Source organism: Nonomuraea sp. NPDC052116 (assembly GCF_040680035.1).
In the GTDB taxonomy this organism is placed as follows: Bacteria; Actinomycetota; Actinomycetes; order Streptosporangiales; family Streptosporangiaceae; genus Nonomuraea; species Nonomuraea angiospora_A.
Genome location: NZ_JBFAWA010000058.1, coordinates 1 through 20,163, shown reverse-complemented (window position 1 = coordinate 20,163; position 20,163 = coordinate 1). Strand labels below are relative to the sequence as shown.

At 72.4% G+C, this 20,163-nt stretch carries 1 protein-coding gene; it reads right to left on the bottom strand.

What is annotated here, in order from left to right:
* Positions 1 to 28 precede the first annotated feature (28 nt).
* The gene (locus AB0L65_RS58705; protein WP_364265642.1) at positions 29 to 20,149 is read right to left on the bottom strand and encodes a type I polyketide synthase; all 20,121 of its coding nucleotides are present in this window, start codon (positions 20,147 to 20,149) and stop codon (positions 29 to 31) included.
* Between the last annotated feature and the right edge of the window lie 14 nt (positions 20,150 to 20,163).

Genomic DNA, 20,163 nt, shown 5'->3' with positions numbered 1-20,163 from the left:
ACGTAGCCCTTCTGAGCCGCTGCAACTGTCAAGAGATCTCGAGCTCGTTGTCGATGAAGGCGAACATCTCGTCGTCGCTGGCGGACTCGAGCTGGTCCGCGACGTCCGACTCGCCCGTGCCGTTCAGGCCCGACAGGAGCTCTTTGAGGCGTGCGGTGAGCCTGGCGCGCACCGTGCTGTCCTCGGCGAGTGTGGTCAGTGAATCCTGGATCTGGTCCAGCTCCGCGAAGATCCGCAGGATGCCGGCCTCCTCGTTCTCCGCCCCGGCTTCGCCGAAGTACCCCATGAGGTGGTCGGTCAGGGCCACCGGGGTGGGGTAGTCGAAGACGAGGGTGGCGGGCAGCCGCAGGCCCGTGGCCCTGCCGAGCTGGTTGCGGAACTCGACCGCGGTCAGGGAGTCGAACCCGAGGTCCTGGAACGGGCGCTGCGGGTCGATGGCGGATCCGTCGGAGAACCCGAGGACCGCCGCCACCTGGCCGCGGACGGTGTCCGACAGCGCCGACCGACGCTCGGCCGGCTCCATCGCGGACAGCCGCTCGGCGAGCCCGTCGGTGGCGCCGGCCCGCCGCATGGAGGTCCGCGCGCTGGCGCGGGCCTGGACGAATCGGGCCGGGATGAGCAGTGACCGGCCGGACGTGACCGCGGTGTCGAACAGCTCCAGCCCGTCGGCCGCGGACAGCGGCGCCACGCCCATGCGAGCCAGACGGCGCAGGTCGGCCTCGGTCAGCTCGCCGGACATGCCGCCCTGTTCCCACAGCCCCCAGGCCAGGGACGTGCCCGCCAGCCCTTCGGCGGCCCGCAGCTGGGCCAGCGCGTCGAGGAACGCGTTCGCCGCGGCGTAGTTGCCCTGACCCGCTCCTCCCAGCGCTCCCGACATCGAGGAGAACAGCACGAACGCCCGCAGGTCGAGCCCTCGCGTCAGCTCGTGCAGGTGCCAGGCGGCGTCGGCCTTGGGCCGCAGGACCGTGTCAAGACGCTCGGACGTCAGGGACGTGATCATCCCGTCGTCCAGCACGCCGGCCGTGTGCACGACACCGGTGAGCGAGTCCGCCACCCAGGCGACCGTCGCCGCCAGCGACTCACGGTCGGCCACGTCGCAGGCCGCCACCTCCACCTCGGCGCCCAGCTCCGAGAGCTCGGCCACCAGCTCGGCCGCGCCCGGCGCCCCCAGGCCGCGACGGCTCACCAGCACCAACCGCCTGACCTCGTGCTCGGTGACCAGGTGCCGGGCCACCAGCGCACCCAGGCCACCCGTGCCACCGGTGACCAGCACCGTGCCCTCCGGCCCGAACACCGGACCCTGATCCTCCAGATCCGTGGCCCGGCCCAGGCGCGGCACCCACAGCTCGCCCGCCCGCACCGCGAGCTGCGACTCACCCGACGCCAGCGCCCGGCCGATCACGTCCTCGGACGTGTCGCCGTCCAGGTCCAGCAGCACGAACCTGCCGGGCTGCTCGGCCTGAGCGGCCCGCACGAGGCCGCCGACCGCCGCCTGGGCGAGGTCCGGGCTCTCGCCGGCGGTGGTGGCGAGGGCGCCGCGCGTGAGGATGACGAGCCGGGACGACGCGAGGTGCTCCTCCGCCAGCCAGCTCTGCAGCAGTTCGAGAATGCCGTGCGTCGCCGCGTGATGGTCCTGCCCGGCGGAGGGGCCGGTCAGGACCGCCTCCGGGAGATCGGCCGGGTCGTGCAGCGAGACCAGAGTGGCCAGGTCCGGATAGGTGACGCGGCCGGTGCCGAGGTCGTCGGCACCGAGCAGCGCCCAGCGCGGCGTCTCGGACGCGGGCGCGTCGGGGAGCCGGGTCCACTCGATCTGGTGCAGGGTGCCCTGGTTCCCGCCGCCTTGCCGGCCGCCGGCCATCGGGCGCAGGGTGAGGGTCTCGACGGCGGCGACCGGCGCGCCGAGCTCGTCGGCGATGCTCAGCGTGATGGCCGCGCCGCCGACGTTGGCGATCTTGACGCGCAGGCTGGTCGCTCCCGCCGCGAGCAGGGACACCCCCGACCACGCGAACGGCAGGTACGGCCGCCCCGGCTCGGGCCGCGGCAGCAGACCACCCAGGGCGGTGGCGTGCAGCGCGGCGTCCAGCAGGGCGGGGTGCAGCACGAACCGGCTGGCGTCCGCGTGCGCCTCCTCGGGCAGGACGATCTCGGCGAACACCTCGCCGCCCCGCTCCCAGGCGCTTGTCAGCCCCTGGAACGTCGGCCCGTAGTCCAGTCCGATCGCGAGCATGTCGTCGTAGAGGTCCTGGACCGGGACCGGCTCCGCGCCGGCGGGCGGCCACTGCCGCAGGTCGATGCCCGGCTCGGGCACGGTCTCGGTGAGCGTGGCCTGGGCGTGCTGGGTCCACTCGGTCGCGTCCTGCGTACGGGAGTGGATCGCCAGCGACCTGCGGCCCGGCTCCTCGGTAGCGGTGGACACCAGCTGGAGCTGGACGCCGCCGCCCTCGGGCAGGACCAGGGGGGCCTGCAGGGTGAGCTCCTGCAGATGGGGGCAGCCGCTCTCGTCCCCGGCCCGGACGGCCAGCTCGACGAGCGCGGTGCCCGGCACGATCACGCTGCCGCCCACGACGTGGTCGGCCAGCCAGGGGTGCGTGGCGACCGACAGCCGCCCGCTGAAGATCACCGTCTCGCCGCCGGCCACCTCGGTCGCCGCGCTGAGCAGCGGGTGCTCGACGGCGCCCAGGCCCGCGGTGGTGACGTCGCCGGTGTCCGGGCCGGGCAGGAGCCAGTAGCGCTCGTGCTGGAAGGCGTACGTGGGCAGGTCCACCCGGGACGGGCGGGCCGGCGCGAAGAACGCTTCCCAGTCGACGGCGACGCCGTTCGCGTGCATCCGGCCCAGGGCCTCGACGAACGTACGGGTCTCGTCACGATCCTTGCGCGCGGCGGGTACGAAGGCGCCGTCCTCCAGGCTCTGCTGGGCCAGCGCGGTCAGAGTGGTGTCCGGACCGACCTCCACCCACACCTTCGCCCCGGCGGCACGAGCGGCGGCGACCCCGTCGGCGAACCGCACGGCCTGGCGCACGTGCTCCACCCAGTAACCGGGGTTGGTCAGCTGACCCGGCTCGGCCAACTGGCCGGTGAGGTTGGAGACGATCGCGACCGTCGGCTCGTGGTAGGTCAGACCCGTGATGGCCTCCTCGAAGTCGGCCAGCATCGGCTCCATCAATGGCGAGTGGAAGGCGTGCGAGACCCGCAACCTGCGCGTCCGAACGCTGACCCGCTTCTCGATCTCAGCGATCTTTTGGGCGTCGCCGGAGATCACCACCGCAGCCGGACCGTTGACCGCTGCGACCCCGACCTGGCCTTCCAGCAGGGGCAGAACCTCCGCCTCGGGTGCCGCGATCGCGAGCATCGCCCCGCCGGTCGGGAGAGCCTGCATCAATCGGGCTCGGGCCGCCACCAGCGCACACGCATCGGCCAGCGAGAACACCCCCGCCACGTGAGCGGCGGCGATCTCCCCGATCGAGTGCCCGACCAGCACATCCGCGCGGATGCCGAAGGACTCCAGCAGGCGATACAGCGCGACCTCGAAGGCGAACAGCGCCGGCTGAGTCATCCCGGTCTCGTTCAACACCCCGTCGGGGTCGTTGAACATGACCTCGCGGATCGGCAGCAGTTGGTTGATCTCCTCCAGGGTCTCGGCGAAGACCGGGAACGCCTCGGCCAACTGTCGGCCCATCCCGACCCGCTGGCTGCCTTGACCGGCGAACAGCAGTGCCAGTTTGGCCCGCGAGCGCACCAGCCCTGTCTGGATCCTCGGCTCGTCCGGGCTGCCGTCGGCCAGCGCCGCCAGCGCTTCGAGCAGTTCGGCGCGGTCCGCGCCGGTGACCACCGTGCGGTGCTCCAGCACCGACCGGCCCGCCGCCAGCGACCAGCCGACGTCGGCCACGTCCAGCTCCGGCCGCGACTCGATCCAGGAGCGGAGCCGCCCGGCCTGCGCAGACAGGGCCTGCTCGCTGCGTCCCGACAGCACCCACGGAACCATCGGCAACTCGCCGGCGGGCTCCGGCTCGGGCGCGACCGGGGACTCCTCCAGGACGACGTGGGCGTTCGTGCCGCTGATCCCGAAGGAGGAGATGCCGGCGCGGCGCGCGTGCCCGTTCCGCTGCCACGGCTGCGCGTCGGTGAGCAGCCGCACCGCGCCCGCCGTCCAGTCCACGTGCGTGGACGGCTCGTCCGCGTGCAGGGTCTGCGGCAGCGTCTCGTTCCGCAGCGCCATCACCATCTTGATCACGCCCGCGACGCCCGCGGCGGCCTGGGAGTGGCCGATGTTCGACTTGATCGAGCCAAGCCACAGGGGCTGGTCCCGCTCCTGGCCGTAGGTCGCGATCAGCGCTTGGGCCTCGATCGGGTCGCCGAGGACCGTGCCCGTGCCGTGTGCCTCGACCGCGTCCACGTCCGCGGCCGACAGCCCGGCGTTGGCCAGGGCCTGGCGGATCACCCGCTGCTGCGAGGGGCCGTTCGGGGCGGTCAGGCCGTTGCTGGCACCGTCCTGGTTGACCGCGGATCCGCGGACGACCGCCAGCACCTGGTGGCCGTTGCGCCGCGCGTCCGACAGCCGCTCCACCAGCAGCATGCCCGCGCCCTCCGACAGCCCGACGCCGCCCTCGGCCTCGCCGAACGCCCTGCACCGGCCGTCCACGGAGAGGTTGCGCTGCCGGGCGAACTCGATGAACGTCCACGGGGTGGCCATCACGGTCACGCCGCCGGCGAGGGCCAGGTCGCAGTCGCCCGACCGCAGCGCCTGCACCGCCAGGTGCAGCGCGACCAGGGACGACGAGCAGGCGGTGTCCACGGTCATGGCGGGGCCCTCGAAGCCGAAGGTGTACGACACCCGGCCGGAGGCGACGCTGCCCGAGTTGCCGGTGCCGATCAGGCCTTCCAGCTCTTCCGGCACCGAGGACAGCTGGGACGCGTAGTCGTGGTACATCACACCGGCGAACACACCCGTCCGGCTGCCCCGCAGCCCGTGGGGGTCGATTCCGGCGCGTTCGAGCGCTTCCCACGAGGTTTCGAGCAGCAGCCGCTGCTGCGGGTCCATGGCCAGCGCCTCACGCGGCGAGATCCCGAAGAAGCCGGGGTCGAACTCGGCGGCGTCGTACAGGAAGCCGCCGTGCCGGGCGTACGAGGTGCCCCGGTTGCCGGGGTCCGGGTCGTACAGTCTGTCCAGATCCCAGCCGCGGTCCGCCGGGAACTCGCCCACGGCGTCCCCGGCCTGCGCCACCAGCCGCCACAGGTCCTCGGGCGAGGCGACCCCGCCGGGGAAGCGGCAGGCCATGCCGACGATCGCGATGGGCTCGTCGTCGGCCGCCGACGTCCGTGCCGTGACCGCGACCTCACGCGTGCCCAGCAGCTCGCCGGACAGGAACCTGACGAGCGCCGCCTGGGTGGGATAGTCGAAGACCAGCGTCGCCGGCAGCCGGATGCCCGTGACCTCGCTGAGCCGGTTGCGGAACTCCACCGCCATCAGCGAGTCGAAGCCCAGCTCCTGGAACGACATGCCTTCGTCGAGGGCTGACCGGTCGGCGAAGCCGAGCACCACGGCCAGCTGATCGCGTACGAGGTCTTCCAGCACGGACTGCTGTCCGGCCGCCGGCAGGCTCGCCAGCTGCTGCTTCAGCGTGGCGGCGGCCTCCGACGCGGCCGTCACCACGCGCCTGGCGGGACCGGACACGAGCCCGCGCAGCAGCGGGGGCAGCATGTCCGCGTGGGCGCCGAGGACCTTGAGGTTCAGCTGGGCGGGGACCAGCGTGGCCCGGTCGGTGCCGAGCGCGGCGTCGAGCAGGGCCAGCCCGTCCTCGGCCGACAACGGGTCGACGCCGGAGCGCGCGAGCCGCCGCAGGGCGGCGTCGTCGAGCTCCGCGAGCCCGCCTTCCCTCCACAGGCCCCAGGCCAGCGAGATCGCGGGCAGCCCCTGTGCCGTGCGGTGCTCCGCCAGGGCGTCCAGGTACGCGTTCGCCGCCGCGTAGTTGCCCTGGCCTGCGCCTCCCATGACGCCTGCCAGGGAGGAGAACAGGACGAACGCGGACAGGTTCAGATCGCGGGTGAGCTCGTGCAGGTGCCAGGCGGCGTCGGCCTTGGGCCGCATGACCGTGTCGAGCCGTTCGGACGTCAGGGAAGTGATCACGCCGTCGTCCAGGACGCCGGCCGCGTGCACGACGCCGGTCAGCGAGTCCGCCACCGAGGACACCAACGCCGCCAGCGCCTCACGGTCGGCCACGTCGCAGGCGGCGACGCTCACCTCCGCGCCCAGCGCGGACAGCTCGGCCACCAGGTCCGCGGCCCCCGGAGCATCCGGCCCGCGCCTGCTGACCAGCACCAGACGACCCACCTGGTGCACCGTGACCAGGTGCCGGGCCACCAAGGCGCCCAGACCACTCGTACCGCCGGTGACCAGCACCGTCGACTCCGGCTCGAACACCGGCCTCAGGCCCTCGGGCACCGCCGCCCGCGCCAGGCGCGGGACCCGCGCCTCACCGGCCCGCACGGCCACCTGGGCCTCGTCGCCGGCCAGTGCCCGGCCGATCACGTCCTCGGGCGTGTCGTCGTCCAGGTCGAGCAGGACGAACCGGCCGGGCTGCTCGGCCTGCGCGGCCCGTACCAGGCCCCAGATCGCCGCCTGCGCCGGATCCGGCACGTCCGCCGGACCGGCCGCCACCGCGCCACGCGTGACGACCGCCAGCCGCGACGACGTGAACCGCTCGTCCGCCAGCCACTCCTGCAGCAGGTCCAGCGTCTCGTGCACACCGGCCGGAGCCGCCACCGGCACGCATTCCGGAACCGTCCCGACCTCGGCGAGCCCTGCCAGGATCTCTTGCGCGTCGCCCGTCGCGCTCAACTCCACCGGCACCCAGTCGACCTGGAACAGCTTGTTCCTGCTCCTGGCCGCCGGGGTGGTCTCCAGTTGACCGGTGGACACCGGACGTACCGCCAGCGAGGCGACCGTGGCCACGGGCAGGCCACCCGTGTCCGTCAACGTCACGGAAACCGCGCCCTGCGCCCGCAAGGAGATCCGTACGCGGAGCTTCGTGGCGCCGGAGGCGTGCAGCGCCACACCGCTCCAGGCGAACGGCAGGGACGGGCGGCCGGGCTCCGCGTCCGGCGCGAACCCGCCGAGCGCGGTGGCGTGCAGCGCCACGTCGAACAGCGCCGGGTGCAGCCCGAACCGGGCCGCGTCGCGCGCCATCTCCTCCGGCAACGCCAGCTCGGCGAAGACCTCGTCGCCCTTGCGCCATGCGGCCCGGAGCCCGCGGAAGGCGGGGCCGTAGCCGAGGCCCATGGCGGCGAACTGGTCGTACAGGCCATCCAGCGCCACCGCCTCTGCTCGTTCCGGCGGCCAGACGCTCTCGGGTTCCGGCGCCGTCACGCCGGCCCGCGTCAGCGTTCCGGCGGCGTGCTGGGTCCAGGGCTCGTCCTGCGCGCCGTGGAGGCGGGAGTAGATCCCCAGTCGCCGGCGGCCGTCCTCGTCCGGGGCGCTGACGGCGACCTGGAGCTGGACCGCGCCGCGCTCGGGCACGACGAGCGGGGCCTGCAGGGTGAGCTCTTCGAGCAGGTCGCAGCCGGCCTCGTCGCCGGCCCTGATGGCCAGCTCCACGAAGCCCGTCCCGGGGAGGAACACCTGCCCGTTGACGGCGTGGTCGGCCAGCCACGGGTGGGTGGCGATCGACACGCGGCCGGTGAGGACCACCGCTCCGCCGTCGGCGAGGCCCGTGACCGCGCCGAGCAGCGGGTGTCCCGTGGCCCACAGGCCGAGGCTCTCCGCGTCGCCGGCACCGGCCGACTCCAGCAGCCAGAAGCGCTGGTGCTGGAAGGCGTAGGTGGGCAGTTCGACCTGGTTCGGGCGGGCGGGCTCGTACACACCGGCCCAGTCGATCTCCGCGCCGCGTACCCACAGCTCGGCGGCGCTGGTCCACAGCCTGCGCAGGCCGCCGTCGTCGCGGCGCAGCGTACCCACGACGACCGCCTCGGCGCCGGCCTCCTCGACCGCCTCGCGCATCCCGATCTGCACCACCGGATGCGCGCTGACCTCCACGAAGAACCGGAAGCCCGAACCCGCCAGCTCACTCACCGCGGGGGCGAACCACACCGTCTGGCGCAGGTTCTCGTACCAGTACGCGGCATCCACCTCGGTCCCGGTCAGCCAGCACTGCCGGACGGTCGAGTACCACGGCACTTCGCTCGTTCGCGGGGTCACCGGGGCCAGCAGCCTCGCCAGTTCGTCCTCGATCGCCGCGACATGGGCCGAATGCGAGGCGTAGTCCACCTCGATCCGCCGCGCCCGCACTCCCCGGGCCTCATAGTCGGCGATCAATTCGTCAATGGCGTCCGCGTCTCCTGACACCACCGTCGAGGAAGGTCCGTTCACGGCCGCGATGGAGATCCGGTCGTCTGCGGTCACTTCTGCGGCCGGTAGCGGGATCGACGCCATGCCGCCCTGTCCCGCCAGTGCCACGATGGCCTGGCTCCGCAGCGCGACCACCCGGGCGCCGTCCTGAAGCGACAACGCACCCGCCACGACTGCGGCGGCGATCTCACCCTGGGAGTGGCCGACCACGGCGGCCGGGACCACTCCGAGCGAGCGCCACACCTCGGCCAGCGACACCATCACAGCCCACAGGACCGGCTGCACCACGTCGACCCGGTCCAGGCCTTCCACGCCGCGCAGCACATCGGTGAGGGACCAGTCCACGAACTCCGACAGCGCCGCCTCGCACTCCGCCATCCGCGCGGCGAACACCGGCGAGTCGTCCAACAGCTCGACGCCCATGCCGAGCCACTGCGACCCCTGACCGGGGAAGACGAACGCCGTCTTGCCACCCGGCCCGGCCACGCCTCGCACCGCGCCTTCGTCCAGCCTTTCCAGCCGGGCCAGCAGTTCCTCCCGGTCGGCGCCGATCACCACCGCGCGGTGGTCGAACGCGGAGCGGCCGAGCAACGACCAGCCGACATCTGCCGGTCGGATCCCGGTCACCGCATCGGCCAACCGGCCCGCCTGCGCCCGCAACGCCTCCGCGCTACGGCCCGACAGCACCCACGGCACCACCGGCGGCTCGTCAACGGGCTCGGGCTCCACCGGGGCCTCGATCGGCGGCTCCTCCAGCACCACGTGCGCGTTCGTGCCGCTGACGCCGAAGGAGGAGACCGCTGCCCGGCGCGGGCGGTCCTGCCGGTCCCACGGCTGGCGCTCGTTCAGCAGTTCCAGCGCGCCCGCCGACCAGTCGACGTGCGGGCTGGGCTCGTCCGCGTGCAAGGTCCTGGGAAGTACGCCGTTGCGCATCGCCATGACCATCTTGATGACGCCCGCCGCGCCGGCGGCGGCCTGCGTGTGGCCGATGTTCGACTTGATCGAGCCGAGCCACACCGGCTGGTCCCTCTCCTGGCCATAGGTCGCGAGGAGCGCCTGGGCCTCGATCGGGTCCCCCAGCGGGGTCCCCGTGCCGTGTGCCTCGACCACGTCCACGTCGGTGGCCGACAGCCCGGCGTTGGCCAGGGCCTGGCGGATCACGCGCTGCTGCGAGGGACCGTTCGGCGCGGTCAGGCCGTTGCTGGCGCCGTCCTGGTTGACCGCCGTACCGCGAACGACCGCCAGCACCTGGTGGCCGTTGCGCTGCGCGTCCGACAGGCGCTCCACCAGCAGCACCCCGATGCCTTCGCTCCAGCCGGCGCCGTCCGCCTCGGCCGAGAACGCCTTGCAGCGGCCGTCGGTGGACAGGCCGCGCTGCCGGCAGAACTCGATGAACGTGCCCGGCGTCGCCATCACGGTCACGCCGCCGGCGAGGGCCAGGTCGCACTCACCGGACCGCAGCGCCTGCACCGCCAGGTGCAGCGCCACCAGCGACGACGAGCAGGCCGTGTCCACCGTCACCGCGGGGCCCTCGAAGCCGAAGGTGTACGACACCCGGCCGGAGGCGACGCTGCCCGAGTTGCCGGTGCCGATCAGGCCTTCCAGCTCTTCCGGCACCGAAGTGAGCTGAGAGGCGTAGTCGTGGTACATGACGCCGGAGAACACGCCGGTCCTGCTGCCGCGCAGCCCGTGCGGGTCCATTCCGGCCCGCTCCAGGGCCTCCCACGAGGTTTCGAGGAGCAGCCGCTGCTGCGGGTCCATGGCCAGCGCCTCACGCGGCGAGATCCCGAAGAACCCGGGGTCGAACTCCCCCGCGTCGTACAGGAACCCGCCGTGGCGTACGTAGGAGGTGCCCCTGGTGTCGGGGTCGGGATCGTACAGTTTGTCCAGGTCCCAGCCGCGGTCGGTGGGGAACTCCCCGATCGCGTCCGTGCCGGAGAGTACGAGCTCCCACAGCCCTTCGGGAGACTCCACGCCACCGGGATACCGGCAGGCCATCCCCACGATCGCGATCGGCTCGTCGTCGATCACCGTCCGGGCCACGGCGACGGACGCCGCGGACGCGGCTCCCGTCAGCTCCGAGTCCAGGTAATCGGCGACCGCGGCGGTGGTCGGGTAGTCGAAGACGAGGGTGGCCGGCAGGCGCAGCCCGGAAACGGCGTTCAGCCGGTTACGCAGCTCCACCGCGGTCAGCGAGTCGAAGCCCAGCTCCTGGAAGGCGCGATCGGGCTGCACCGCGTCCCCTGAGGCGTGGCCCAGCACGGTCGCCACTTCCTGGCGTACCAGCTCCAGCAGCACCTGCCGGCGCTCCGCCGGCTCCAGACCGGCCAGCCGCCGCCCCAGCGCCGACGCGTCCGAGCGTGCCACCCGCCGGGCCGAGCCGCGTACCAGCCCGCGCAGCAACGCCGGAAGGCCGTCACCGCGCGAACGCAGCGCCTGCGCGTCGACCCGCAACGGCACCAGCACCGCCGCCTCCGCGGCCACGCCCGCGTCGAACGACGCCAAGCCCTCGTCCACCGACAGCGCCGGCAGACCCTGACGCCGCATCCGCTCCAGGTCGGCCTCGCTCAGCCAGGCGCTCAGCCCGGTCTCGGCGTCCCAGAGCCCGTACGCCAGGGACGTCGCCGGCAGCCCCAGCGAGCGGCGGTGCACCGCCAGCGCGTCCAGGAACACGTTGGCCGACGCGTACGCCGCCTGCCCGGCCGCCAGCACCAATCCGCCGGCCGACGAGAACAGCACGAACGCCGACAGGTCCAGTTCGCGGGTCAGCTCGTGCAGGTGCCAGGCTCCGTCGGCCTTCGCCCCCAGCACTCCGTCGATCCGCTCGGCCGACAGCGAACCCACCAGCCCGTTGTCGGCCACGCCCGCCGCGTGCACCACGCCGACCAGCGGATGCTGCTGAGGGACGGAGGCGATCGTCTCGGCCAGCGCCTCCCGGTCGGCGACATCGCAGGCCGCCACCGACACCTCGGCCCCGAGCTCGCCCAGCTCGGCCACCAGATCGGCCGCGCCCGCGGCCGACGGCCCGCTGCGGCTGGCCAGAAGCAGGTGCCGCACTCCGTGGGTGACCACCAGGTGCCGGGCGACCAGCGCGCCGAGCCCGCCAGTGCCACCGGTCACCAGCACCGTGCCGTCCGGCCCGAACGCCGGTGACCCGCCTTCCGCGCTCGCGGCCCGCGCGAGCCGCGGCACCCACACCTCGCCCTCGCGCACAGCGGCCTCGGGCTCCCCGGAGGCGACCACCGCGCCCAGAGCGCGCCAGGACTCCTCGCCGCCGTCCACGTCCACCAGGACGAACCGGCCCGGGTTCTCGGCCTCGGCCGCCCGCACCAACCCCCATACCGGGGCCACGCCGACGTCCACGGACTCGTCGGGCCGCACCGCCACCGCGCCACGCGTGACGATGACCAGCCGCGACGACGCGAACCGCTCGTCCGCCAGCCACTCCCGCACCGACTCCAGGACAGGACGGATGGCCTGCCGTACGGCGGTGGGGACGTCCGTCGCGGGGTCGGTGGCCGGACACTCCAGGAACGCCCACTCAGGCACCGCGTCCCCCAGAGCCGCCAGGTCCGGGTATTCACCCACTTCGACGGGCGCCGCCGGAACCTCGGCCGGCTTCGTCCAGGTCACCTGGTAGAGGGGGTTCTGACCCGTTTGCAGCTGGCCGGTGGACAGCGGCCGGACGGTGAGCGCGTCGATGTCGGCCACCGGAGCGCCGGTGCCGTCCGCGATGGTCAGCGAGACGGAGGTGCCGCCGGCGGCGGTGTTCTTGGTGGCCTTTACGCGCAGGCCGGTCGCTCCGGTCGCGTGCAGCGACACTCCCGACCAGGCGAAGGGCAGGAACGGCTGACCCGGCTCGGGCGTCGGCAGCAGATCGCCCAGTGCGCTGGCGTGCAGCGCGGCGTCCAGCAGGGCCGGGTGCATCCCGAACCGCGCCGCCTCGGCGTGCGCCTGGTCCGGCAGCGTGATCTCGGCGAACACCTCGCCCGGCCGGGTCCACGCGCTCGTCAGGCCCTGGAAGAGCGGGCCGTACTCCAGGCCGATCCCGGCCAGGTTCTCATACAGGTCCTCGACATCGACCGGCACCGCGTCCGCCGGCGGCCACTGCGCCACGTCGAAGCCCGGGTCCGCCGCCGTGGCCGCCAGCACGCCGTCGGCGTGCCTGACCCACTCGTCCCCGTCACCGGACCGGGAATGAATGCTCACCGACCGCTGACCGGACTCCTCCGCCGCGCCGACCACCACCTGTAGCTGCACGCCGCCCTCGGCGGACACCACCAGCGGGGCCTGCAGGGTCAGCTCCTGCAAGCACGAGCAGCCCACCTCGTCACCGACGCGAACCGCCAGCTCCACCAGGCCCGCGCCGGGAAGCAGAACCATGCCGTTGACCAGGTGATCGGCCAGCCAGGGCTGCGTGGCCAGCGACAACCGGCCGCTGAAGACCACCGACTCGCCGCCGGCCACCTCGGTCACCGCGCTCAGCAACGGATGATCGACGGCGCCCAGCCCGGCGGCGTCCACATCGCCGGTGCCCTGAGCGGCGGGCACCCAGTACCGCTCCCGCTGGAAGGCGTAGGTGGGCAGGTCCGCCCGCTGCGTCCCCACGGGGGCGAAGAACGCCTCCCAATCGACGGTCAGACCACAGGCGTGCATCCGTCCCAGGGCTTCGACCAGGGTACGGACCTCGTCGCGGTCCTTGCGGGAAGCGGGGATGAACACGCCGTCGGCGATGCTCTGCTGGGCCAGCCCGGTCAGCACTCCGTCCGGGCCGACCTCCAGGAAGTGGCTCGCCCCGGCGGCCGTCACTCCGTCGGCGAACCGCACGGCCTGACGCACGTGCTTCACCCAGTAGCTCGGGTTGGTCAGCTGTCCCGGCTCAGCGATCTGGCCGGTGAGGTTGGAGACGATCGCGACCGTCGGCTCGTGGTAGGTCAGACCGGAGATGGCCTCCTCGAAGGACGCCAGCATCGGCTCCATCAATGGCGAGTGGAAAGCATGGGAGACCCGCAGCCTGCGTGTCCGAGCGCTGACCCGCTCCTCGATCTGCGCGATCGCTTGGGCATCGCCGGAGATCACCACCGCTGCCGGGCCATTTACCGCTGCGATCCCGACCTGGCCTTCCAGCAGGGGCAGAACCTCCGCCTCGGGTGCGGCGATCGCGAGCATCGCGCCGCCGGTCGGCAGGGCCTGCATCAACCGGGCTCGGGCCGCCACCAGGGCGCACGCATCGGCCAGCGAGAAGACTCCGGCCACGTGCGCGGCGGCGATCTCGCCGATCGAATGCCCAACCAGCACATCAGCGCGGATACCGAAGGACTCCAGCAGCCGATACAGCGCGACCTCGAAGGCGAACAACGCCGGCTGGGTCATCCCGGTCTCGTTCAACACCCCATCCGGGTCGTCGAACATCACCTCACGCACCGGCAGCAGTTGGTCGATCTCCTCCAGCGTCTCGGCGAACACCGGGAACGCCTCTGCGAGCTCGCGGCCCATCCCGACCCGCTGGCTGCCCTGACCGGCGAACAACAACGCCAGCCTGCCACCCGAGCCACTCTCAGAAATCCCATCCGAGGCCAGCGCCCGCAACCCGGCCAGCAACTCGTCACGGTCAGCGCCCACCACGACCGCACGCTGCTCCAGCACCGCCCGGTTCAACGCCAGCGCCGCGCCCGTACCGGCGATCGAGGTCTCCTCCGAGACCCACGCCTCCAGACGCCGGGCCTGGGCCTGCAGCGCTTCGGTGGTCCTGGCCGAGATCAGCCACGGCACCATGGGCAGAACCGCGTCATCACTCGCGACCTCGGCGTCAACCTGCTCGATGATCACGTGAGCGTTCGTGCCGCTGATCCCGAACGAGGAGACCGCCGCCCGCCGCGGCCGGTCCTGCCGCTCCCACGGGCGGGCCTCGGTCAGCAGCTCAACGGCGCCCGCCGACCAGTCCACGTGCGGCGACGGCTCGTCCACGTGCAAGGTCCGGGGCATGAGGCCATGGCGCATGGCCATCACCATCTTGATGACCCCGGCGACACCGGCCGCGGCCTGCGTGTGACCGAAGTTCGACTTCAGCGAACCGAGCCACAGCGGCTGGTCCCGCTCCTGGCCGTAGGTGGCGAGGAGCGCCTGGGCCTCGATCGGGTCGCCGAGCTTGGTGCCCGTGCCGTGCGCCTCGACCACGTCCACGTCCCCGGCCGACAGACCAGCGTTCGCCAGCGCCTGACGGATCACCCGCTGCTGGGAAGGACCGTTCGGAGCCGTGATCCCGTTGCTCGCACCGTCCTGGTTGATCGCCGAGCCCTTGAGGACGGCCAGCACCTGGTGACCGTTGCGGCGGGCGTCCGACAAGCGCTCCACCAGCAGCACGCCGGCGCCCTCGCCCCAACCGGTACCGTCCGCCGCGGCGGCGAAGGACTTGCACCGGCCGTCCGTGGCCAGGCCACGCTGGCGGGAGAACTCGATGAACGTGCCCGGCGTCGACATCACCGTCACACCACCGGCCAGCGCGAGGTCGCACTCACCGGACCGCAGCGCCTGCGCCGCCAGGTGCAGCGCCACCAGCGACGACGAGCAGGCGGTGTCCACGGTCACGGCCGGGCCCTCGAACCCGAACGTGTACGACACCCGCCCGGACACCAGGCTGCCGCCACTGGTCGACGCCGGAGTGCCCAACCCGTAGTCGTGATACATCACACCGGCGAACACCCCGGTCCGGCTGCCGCGCAGCCCGACAGGGCTGACACCGGCGCGCTCAAGCGCCTCCCACGAGGTCTCCAGCAGCAGCCGCTGCTGCGGATCCATGGTCAACGCCTCGCGCGGCGAGATCCCGAAGAACCCGGGGTCGAACTCGGCGGCCTCGTACAAGAACCCGCCGTGGCGTACGTAGGAGGTGCCCTTGCTCTCCGGGTCGGGGTCGTACACCCTGCCGAGGTCCCAGCCACGGTCGGTGGGGAACTCCCCGATCGCGTCCGTGCCGGAGGAGACGAGCTCCCACAGACCTTCCGGAGACACCACGCCACCCGGGTAGCGGCAGGCCATTCCCACGATCGCGATCGGCTCGTCGTCGATCACCGTCCGAGCCACGGCGACGGACGCCGCGGACGCGTCCCCCGTCAGCTGCGAGTCCACGTAATCGGCGACCGCGGCGGCGGTCGGGTAGTCGAAGATCAGCGTGGCCGGCAGGCGCAGCCCGGTGACCGTGGTGAGCCGGTTGCGGAACTCGACCGCGGTGAGGGAGTCGAAGCCGAGATCCTGGAACGTCCGATCGGGCTGTACCGCGTCGGCCGAGGCGTGGCCCAGGACGGTCGCCACCTCCTGGCGCACCAGGTTCGACAGTGCCGAGTGGCGTTCGGCCGGCTCCATGGCGGCCAGCCGGTCGGTGAGCCCGTTGACCGCGGCGGCCCGCCGCGGCTGGGTGCGAGCGCTCCTGGCCTGCGCGAACCGCGCCGCGACCAGCACCGGCCGGTCGGAGCACAGCGCGGCGTCGAAGAGCGTCAGGCCCTCTGCCTCCGACAGCGGCTTCAGTCCCACGCGCTCCATGCGGCGCAGGTCGGCCTCGGTCAGCTCCTCGGTCATGCCGCCCGTGTTCCACAGGCCCCAGGCCAGCGAGATCGCGGGCAGCCCCTGGGCTCTGCGGTGCTCCGCCAGGGCGTCCAGGTATGCGTTCGCCGCCGCGTAGTTGCCCTGGCCAGGGCCACCCAGCACCCCGGCGATCGAGGAGAACAGGACGAACGCCGACAGATCCAGATCCCGGGTCAGCTCGTGCAGGTGCCAGGCGGCGTCGGACTTGGGCCGCATGACCGTGTCGAGCCGTTCGGACGTCAGGGAAGTGATCACGCCGTCGTCCAGGACACCGGCCGCGTGCACGACACCGGCCAGCGGACGCTGCATGGAGGCGATCAGCTCGGCAACGGCGTCACGGTCGCTCACGTCGCAGGCGGCCACACTCACCTCGGCGCCCAGCGCGGACAGCTCCGCCACCAGCTCTGCGGCCCCCGGAGCGTCCGCGCCCCGCCTGCTGACCAGCGCCAGATGCCCCACCTGGTACGCCGTCACCAGATGCCGGGCCACCAGCGCGCCCAGACCACTCGTACCGCCGGTGACCAGCACCGTCGACTCCGGCTCGAACACCGGCCTCAGGCCCTCGGGCACCGCCGCCCGGGCCAGGCGCGGCGCCCGCACCTCACCGGCCCGCACCGCCACCTGGGCCTCACCACAGGCCAGCGCCCGGCCGATCACGTCCTCAGGTGTGTCGTCGTCCAGATCGAGCAGCACGAACCGGCCCGGCTGCTCGGCCTGCGCGGCCCGTACCAGACCCCACACCGCCGCCTGCGCCGGATCCGGCACATCCGCCGGACCCGCCGCCACCGCGCCACGCGTGACGACCACCAGCCGCGACGACGTGAACCGCTCGTCGGCCAGCCACTCCTGCAGCAGGCCCAGCACCTCATGTACTGCTCCCCGTCCGGCCGGGGCCGCCACCAGCACGCACTCCGGAACCGTCCCGGTTTCGGCGAGTCCCTCACGCAATGCCCACATGGGCGCCTGCGCCGCGGGATCGGCCGGAACCGTGCTCCACTCGAGGTGGTGCAGCGACTCGAGGCTGTTCCTCTTGGCCGCGGCGAGCTGGTCAGCCGAGATCGGGCGTACGGCGAGCGACTCCACCGACAGGACCGGAGCCCCGGTGGGATCGGCGATGGTCAGAGCGATGGCGTTGTCGCGCAAGGGGGAGATCCGCACCCGTACGCTGGTCGCGCCGGCCGCGTGCAGATCGACTCCGGCCCAGGAGAACGGGAGGACCGTCGGCCCGTCCCCGGCGACCAGTTGCGCGTGCAGCGTGGCGTCCAGCAGAGCCGGGTGGATCCCGAAGCGTCCCGCATCGGCGAACGCCTGCTCCGGCAGCGCGACCTCGGCGAATATCTCTTCGCCGCGCCGCCAGGCCGCCTGCAGCCCCTGGAAGACCGGCCCGTACTCGTAACCGCGGTCCAGCAGCATGTCGTAGGCGTCTGCCACGTCGATCCCGACGGCATCGGACGGCGGCCACTGCTCCAGCCTGGACGCCGACACCGACACCGGCGGAGCCGCGGCCAGCGCGCCTTCGGCATGCCCCGTCCACGCGCCCGCGGCGTCGGTCTCGGCACGGGAGTGGATCGAGACCGGCCTCGTCCCGGACTCGTCGCTCGCGCCCACCACGACCTGCAGCTGACAACTGGCGTCCGCAGGCAGCAGCAGCGGCGCCTGAAGAGTGAGCTCCTGCAGGCGCGAGCAGCCCACTTCGTTCCCGGCGTGCAGCGCCAGCTCCAGGAACGCCGTGCCGGGGAGCAGGATCGTGTCGTTGACCATGTGATCGGCCAGCCAGGGCTGGGTGTCCACCGACAACCGGCCGCTGAAGACCACGGACTCTCCGGCGGCTACCTCGGTCATGGCGCCCAGCAGCGGATGGTCCACGTCCGCCAGCCCGACGGAACTCATCTCACGGGCCTCGACCTGCGCGTTGACCCAGTACCGCTCCCGCTGGAAGGCGTAGGTGGGCAGGTCTACGTGCCTGGCCGGGGTCAGCACCGCCGTCCAGTCCACGGCGATGCCGTGGGTGTGCAACCGGCCAAGCGCCTCCACCAGCGCGCGGGCCTCGTCGCGGTCCTTCCGCGTGGCGGGGATGAACACCCCATCGGCGATACTCTGCTGAGCCAGCCCGGTCAACACCCCGTCCGGGCCGACCTCCAGGAAACAACCGGCCTCCGCAGCCGCTACTCCGTCGGCGAACCGCACGGCCTGGCGCACGTGCTCCACCCAATAGGTCGGGGTGGTCAGCTGCCCCGGCTCGGCCAGGCGGCCGGTGAGGTTGGAAACGATCGCAAGAGTGGGTTCGTGGTAGGTCAGACCGGCGATGGCCTGCTCGAAGTCGGCCAGCATCGGCTCCATCAATGGCGAGTGGAAAGCGTGCGAGACCCGCAACCTGCGCGTCCGAACGCTCACCCGGCCCTCGATCTCCGCGATCGCCTCGGTGTCGCCGGAGATCACCACCGCTGCCGGGCCATTGACCGCCGCGATCCCGACCTGGCCCTCCAGCAGGGGCAGAACCTCCGCCTCGGGCGCCGCGATCGCGAGCATCGCCCCGCCGGTCGGCAGGGCCTGCATCAGCCGGGCCCGGGCCGCCACCAGGGCGCATGCATCGGCCAGCGAGAACACCCCGGCCACGTGAGCGGCGGCGATCTCCCCGATCGAGTGCCCGACCAATACATCGGCGCGGATACCGAAGGACTCCAGCAGCCGATACAGCGCGACCTCGAAGGCGAACAACGCGGGCTGGGTCATGCCGGTCTCGTTCAACACCCCGTCTGGGTCGTTGAACATGACCTCGCGGACTGGCAGCAGTTGGTTGATCTCCTCCAGCGTCTCAGCGAACACCGGGAACGCCTCTGCGAGCTCGCGGCCCATCCCGACCCGCTGACTGCCCTGACCGGCGAACAGCAACGCCAGCCGACCGCCAGCCGCCACCTCCGAGGAACCCTCAGCCACCGCCCGCAACCCCGCCAGCAGCTCGTCACGGTCAGCGCCCACCACCACCGCACGCTGCTCCAGAACCGCCCGCCCCGTGGCCAACGACCAAGCCGCATCGGCCGTCTTCAGCTCCGGCCGCTCCTCCAGCCACGACGCCAGTCGAGACGCCTGAGCTTGAAGCGCCTGCGGGTCCTTGGCCGACACCAGCCACGGAACCACCCGCGGCTCGTCAACAGGCTCCGGCTGCTCCTCCACGCCCGGCCCCTGCTCGATGATCACATGAGCATTGGTGCCGCTGATCCCGAACGAGGAGACCGCCGCACGACGGGCATGCCCGTTCTGCTCCCACGGCTGCGCGTTGGTCAGCAGCTCAACGGCACCGGCCGACCAGTCCACGTGCGGCGACGGCTCGTCCACGTGCAAGGTCCGGGGCATGAAGCCGTTCTGCATGGCCATGACCATCTTGATCACGCCACCCACACCGGAGGCGGCCTGCGTGTGACCGAAGTTGGACTTCAGCGATCCCAGCCAGAGCGGCTGGTCCCGCTCCTGGCCATACGTCGCGATCAAAGCCTGCGCTTCGATCGGGTCCCCCAGCGTCGTACCAGTCCCGTGCGCCTCGACCACATCCACATCAGCGGCCGACAACCCGGCGTTCGCCAGCGCCTGGCGGATCACCCGCTGCTGGGAAGGACCGTTCGGCGCTGTGATCCCGTTGCTCGCACCGTCTTGATTGATCGCCGAGCCCTTGAGGACCGCCAGCACCTGGTGACCGTTGCGCTGAGCGTCCGACAGGCGCTCCACCAGCAGCACACCGACACCCTCACCCCAGCCCGTGCCGTCCGCCGAGGCCGAGAACGCCTTGCACCGCCCATCCGCCGCCAGCCCCCGCTGCCGCGAAAACTCGATGAACATCCCCGGCGTCGACATCACCGTCACACCACCGGCCAGCGCCAGATCACACTCACCGGACCGCAACGCCTGAGCAGCCCAATGCAACGCCACCAACGACGACGAGCAGGCGGTGTCCACAGTCACCGCCGGGCCCTCCAGCCCCAACGTGTAGGAGACCCTGCCCGACACCAGACTCCCGCCACTGGTGTTCGCCGGAGTCCCCAGCCCGTAGTCGTGATACATCACACCCGCGAACACACCCGTCCGACTGCCCCGCAACCCCGTCGGATCGATCCCCGCCCGCTCAACCGCCTCCCACGACGTTTCGAGCAGCAACCGCTGCTGCGGATCCATCGCCAACGCCTCACGCGGCGAAATCCCGAAAAATCCCGAATCGAACTCCGCCGCGTCATACAAGAACCCGCCATGCC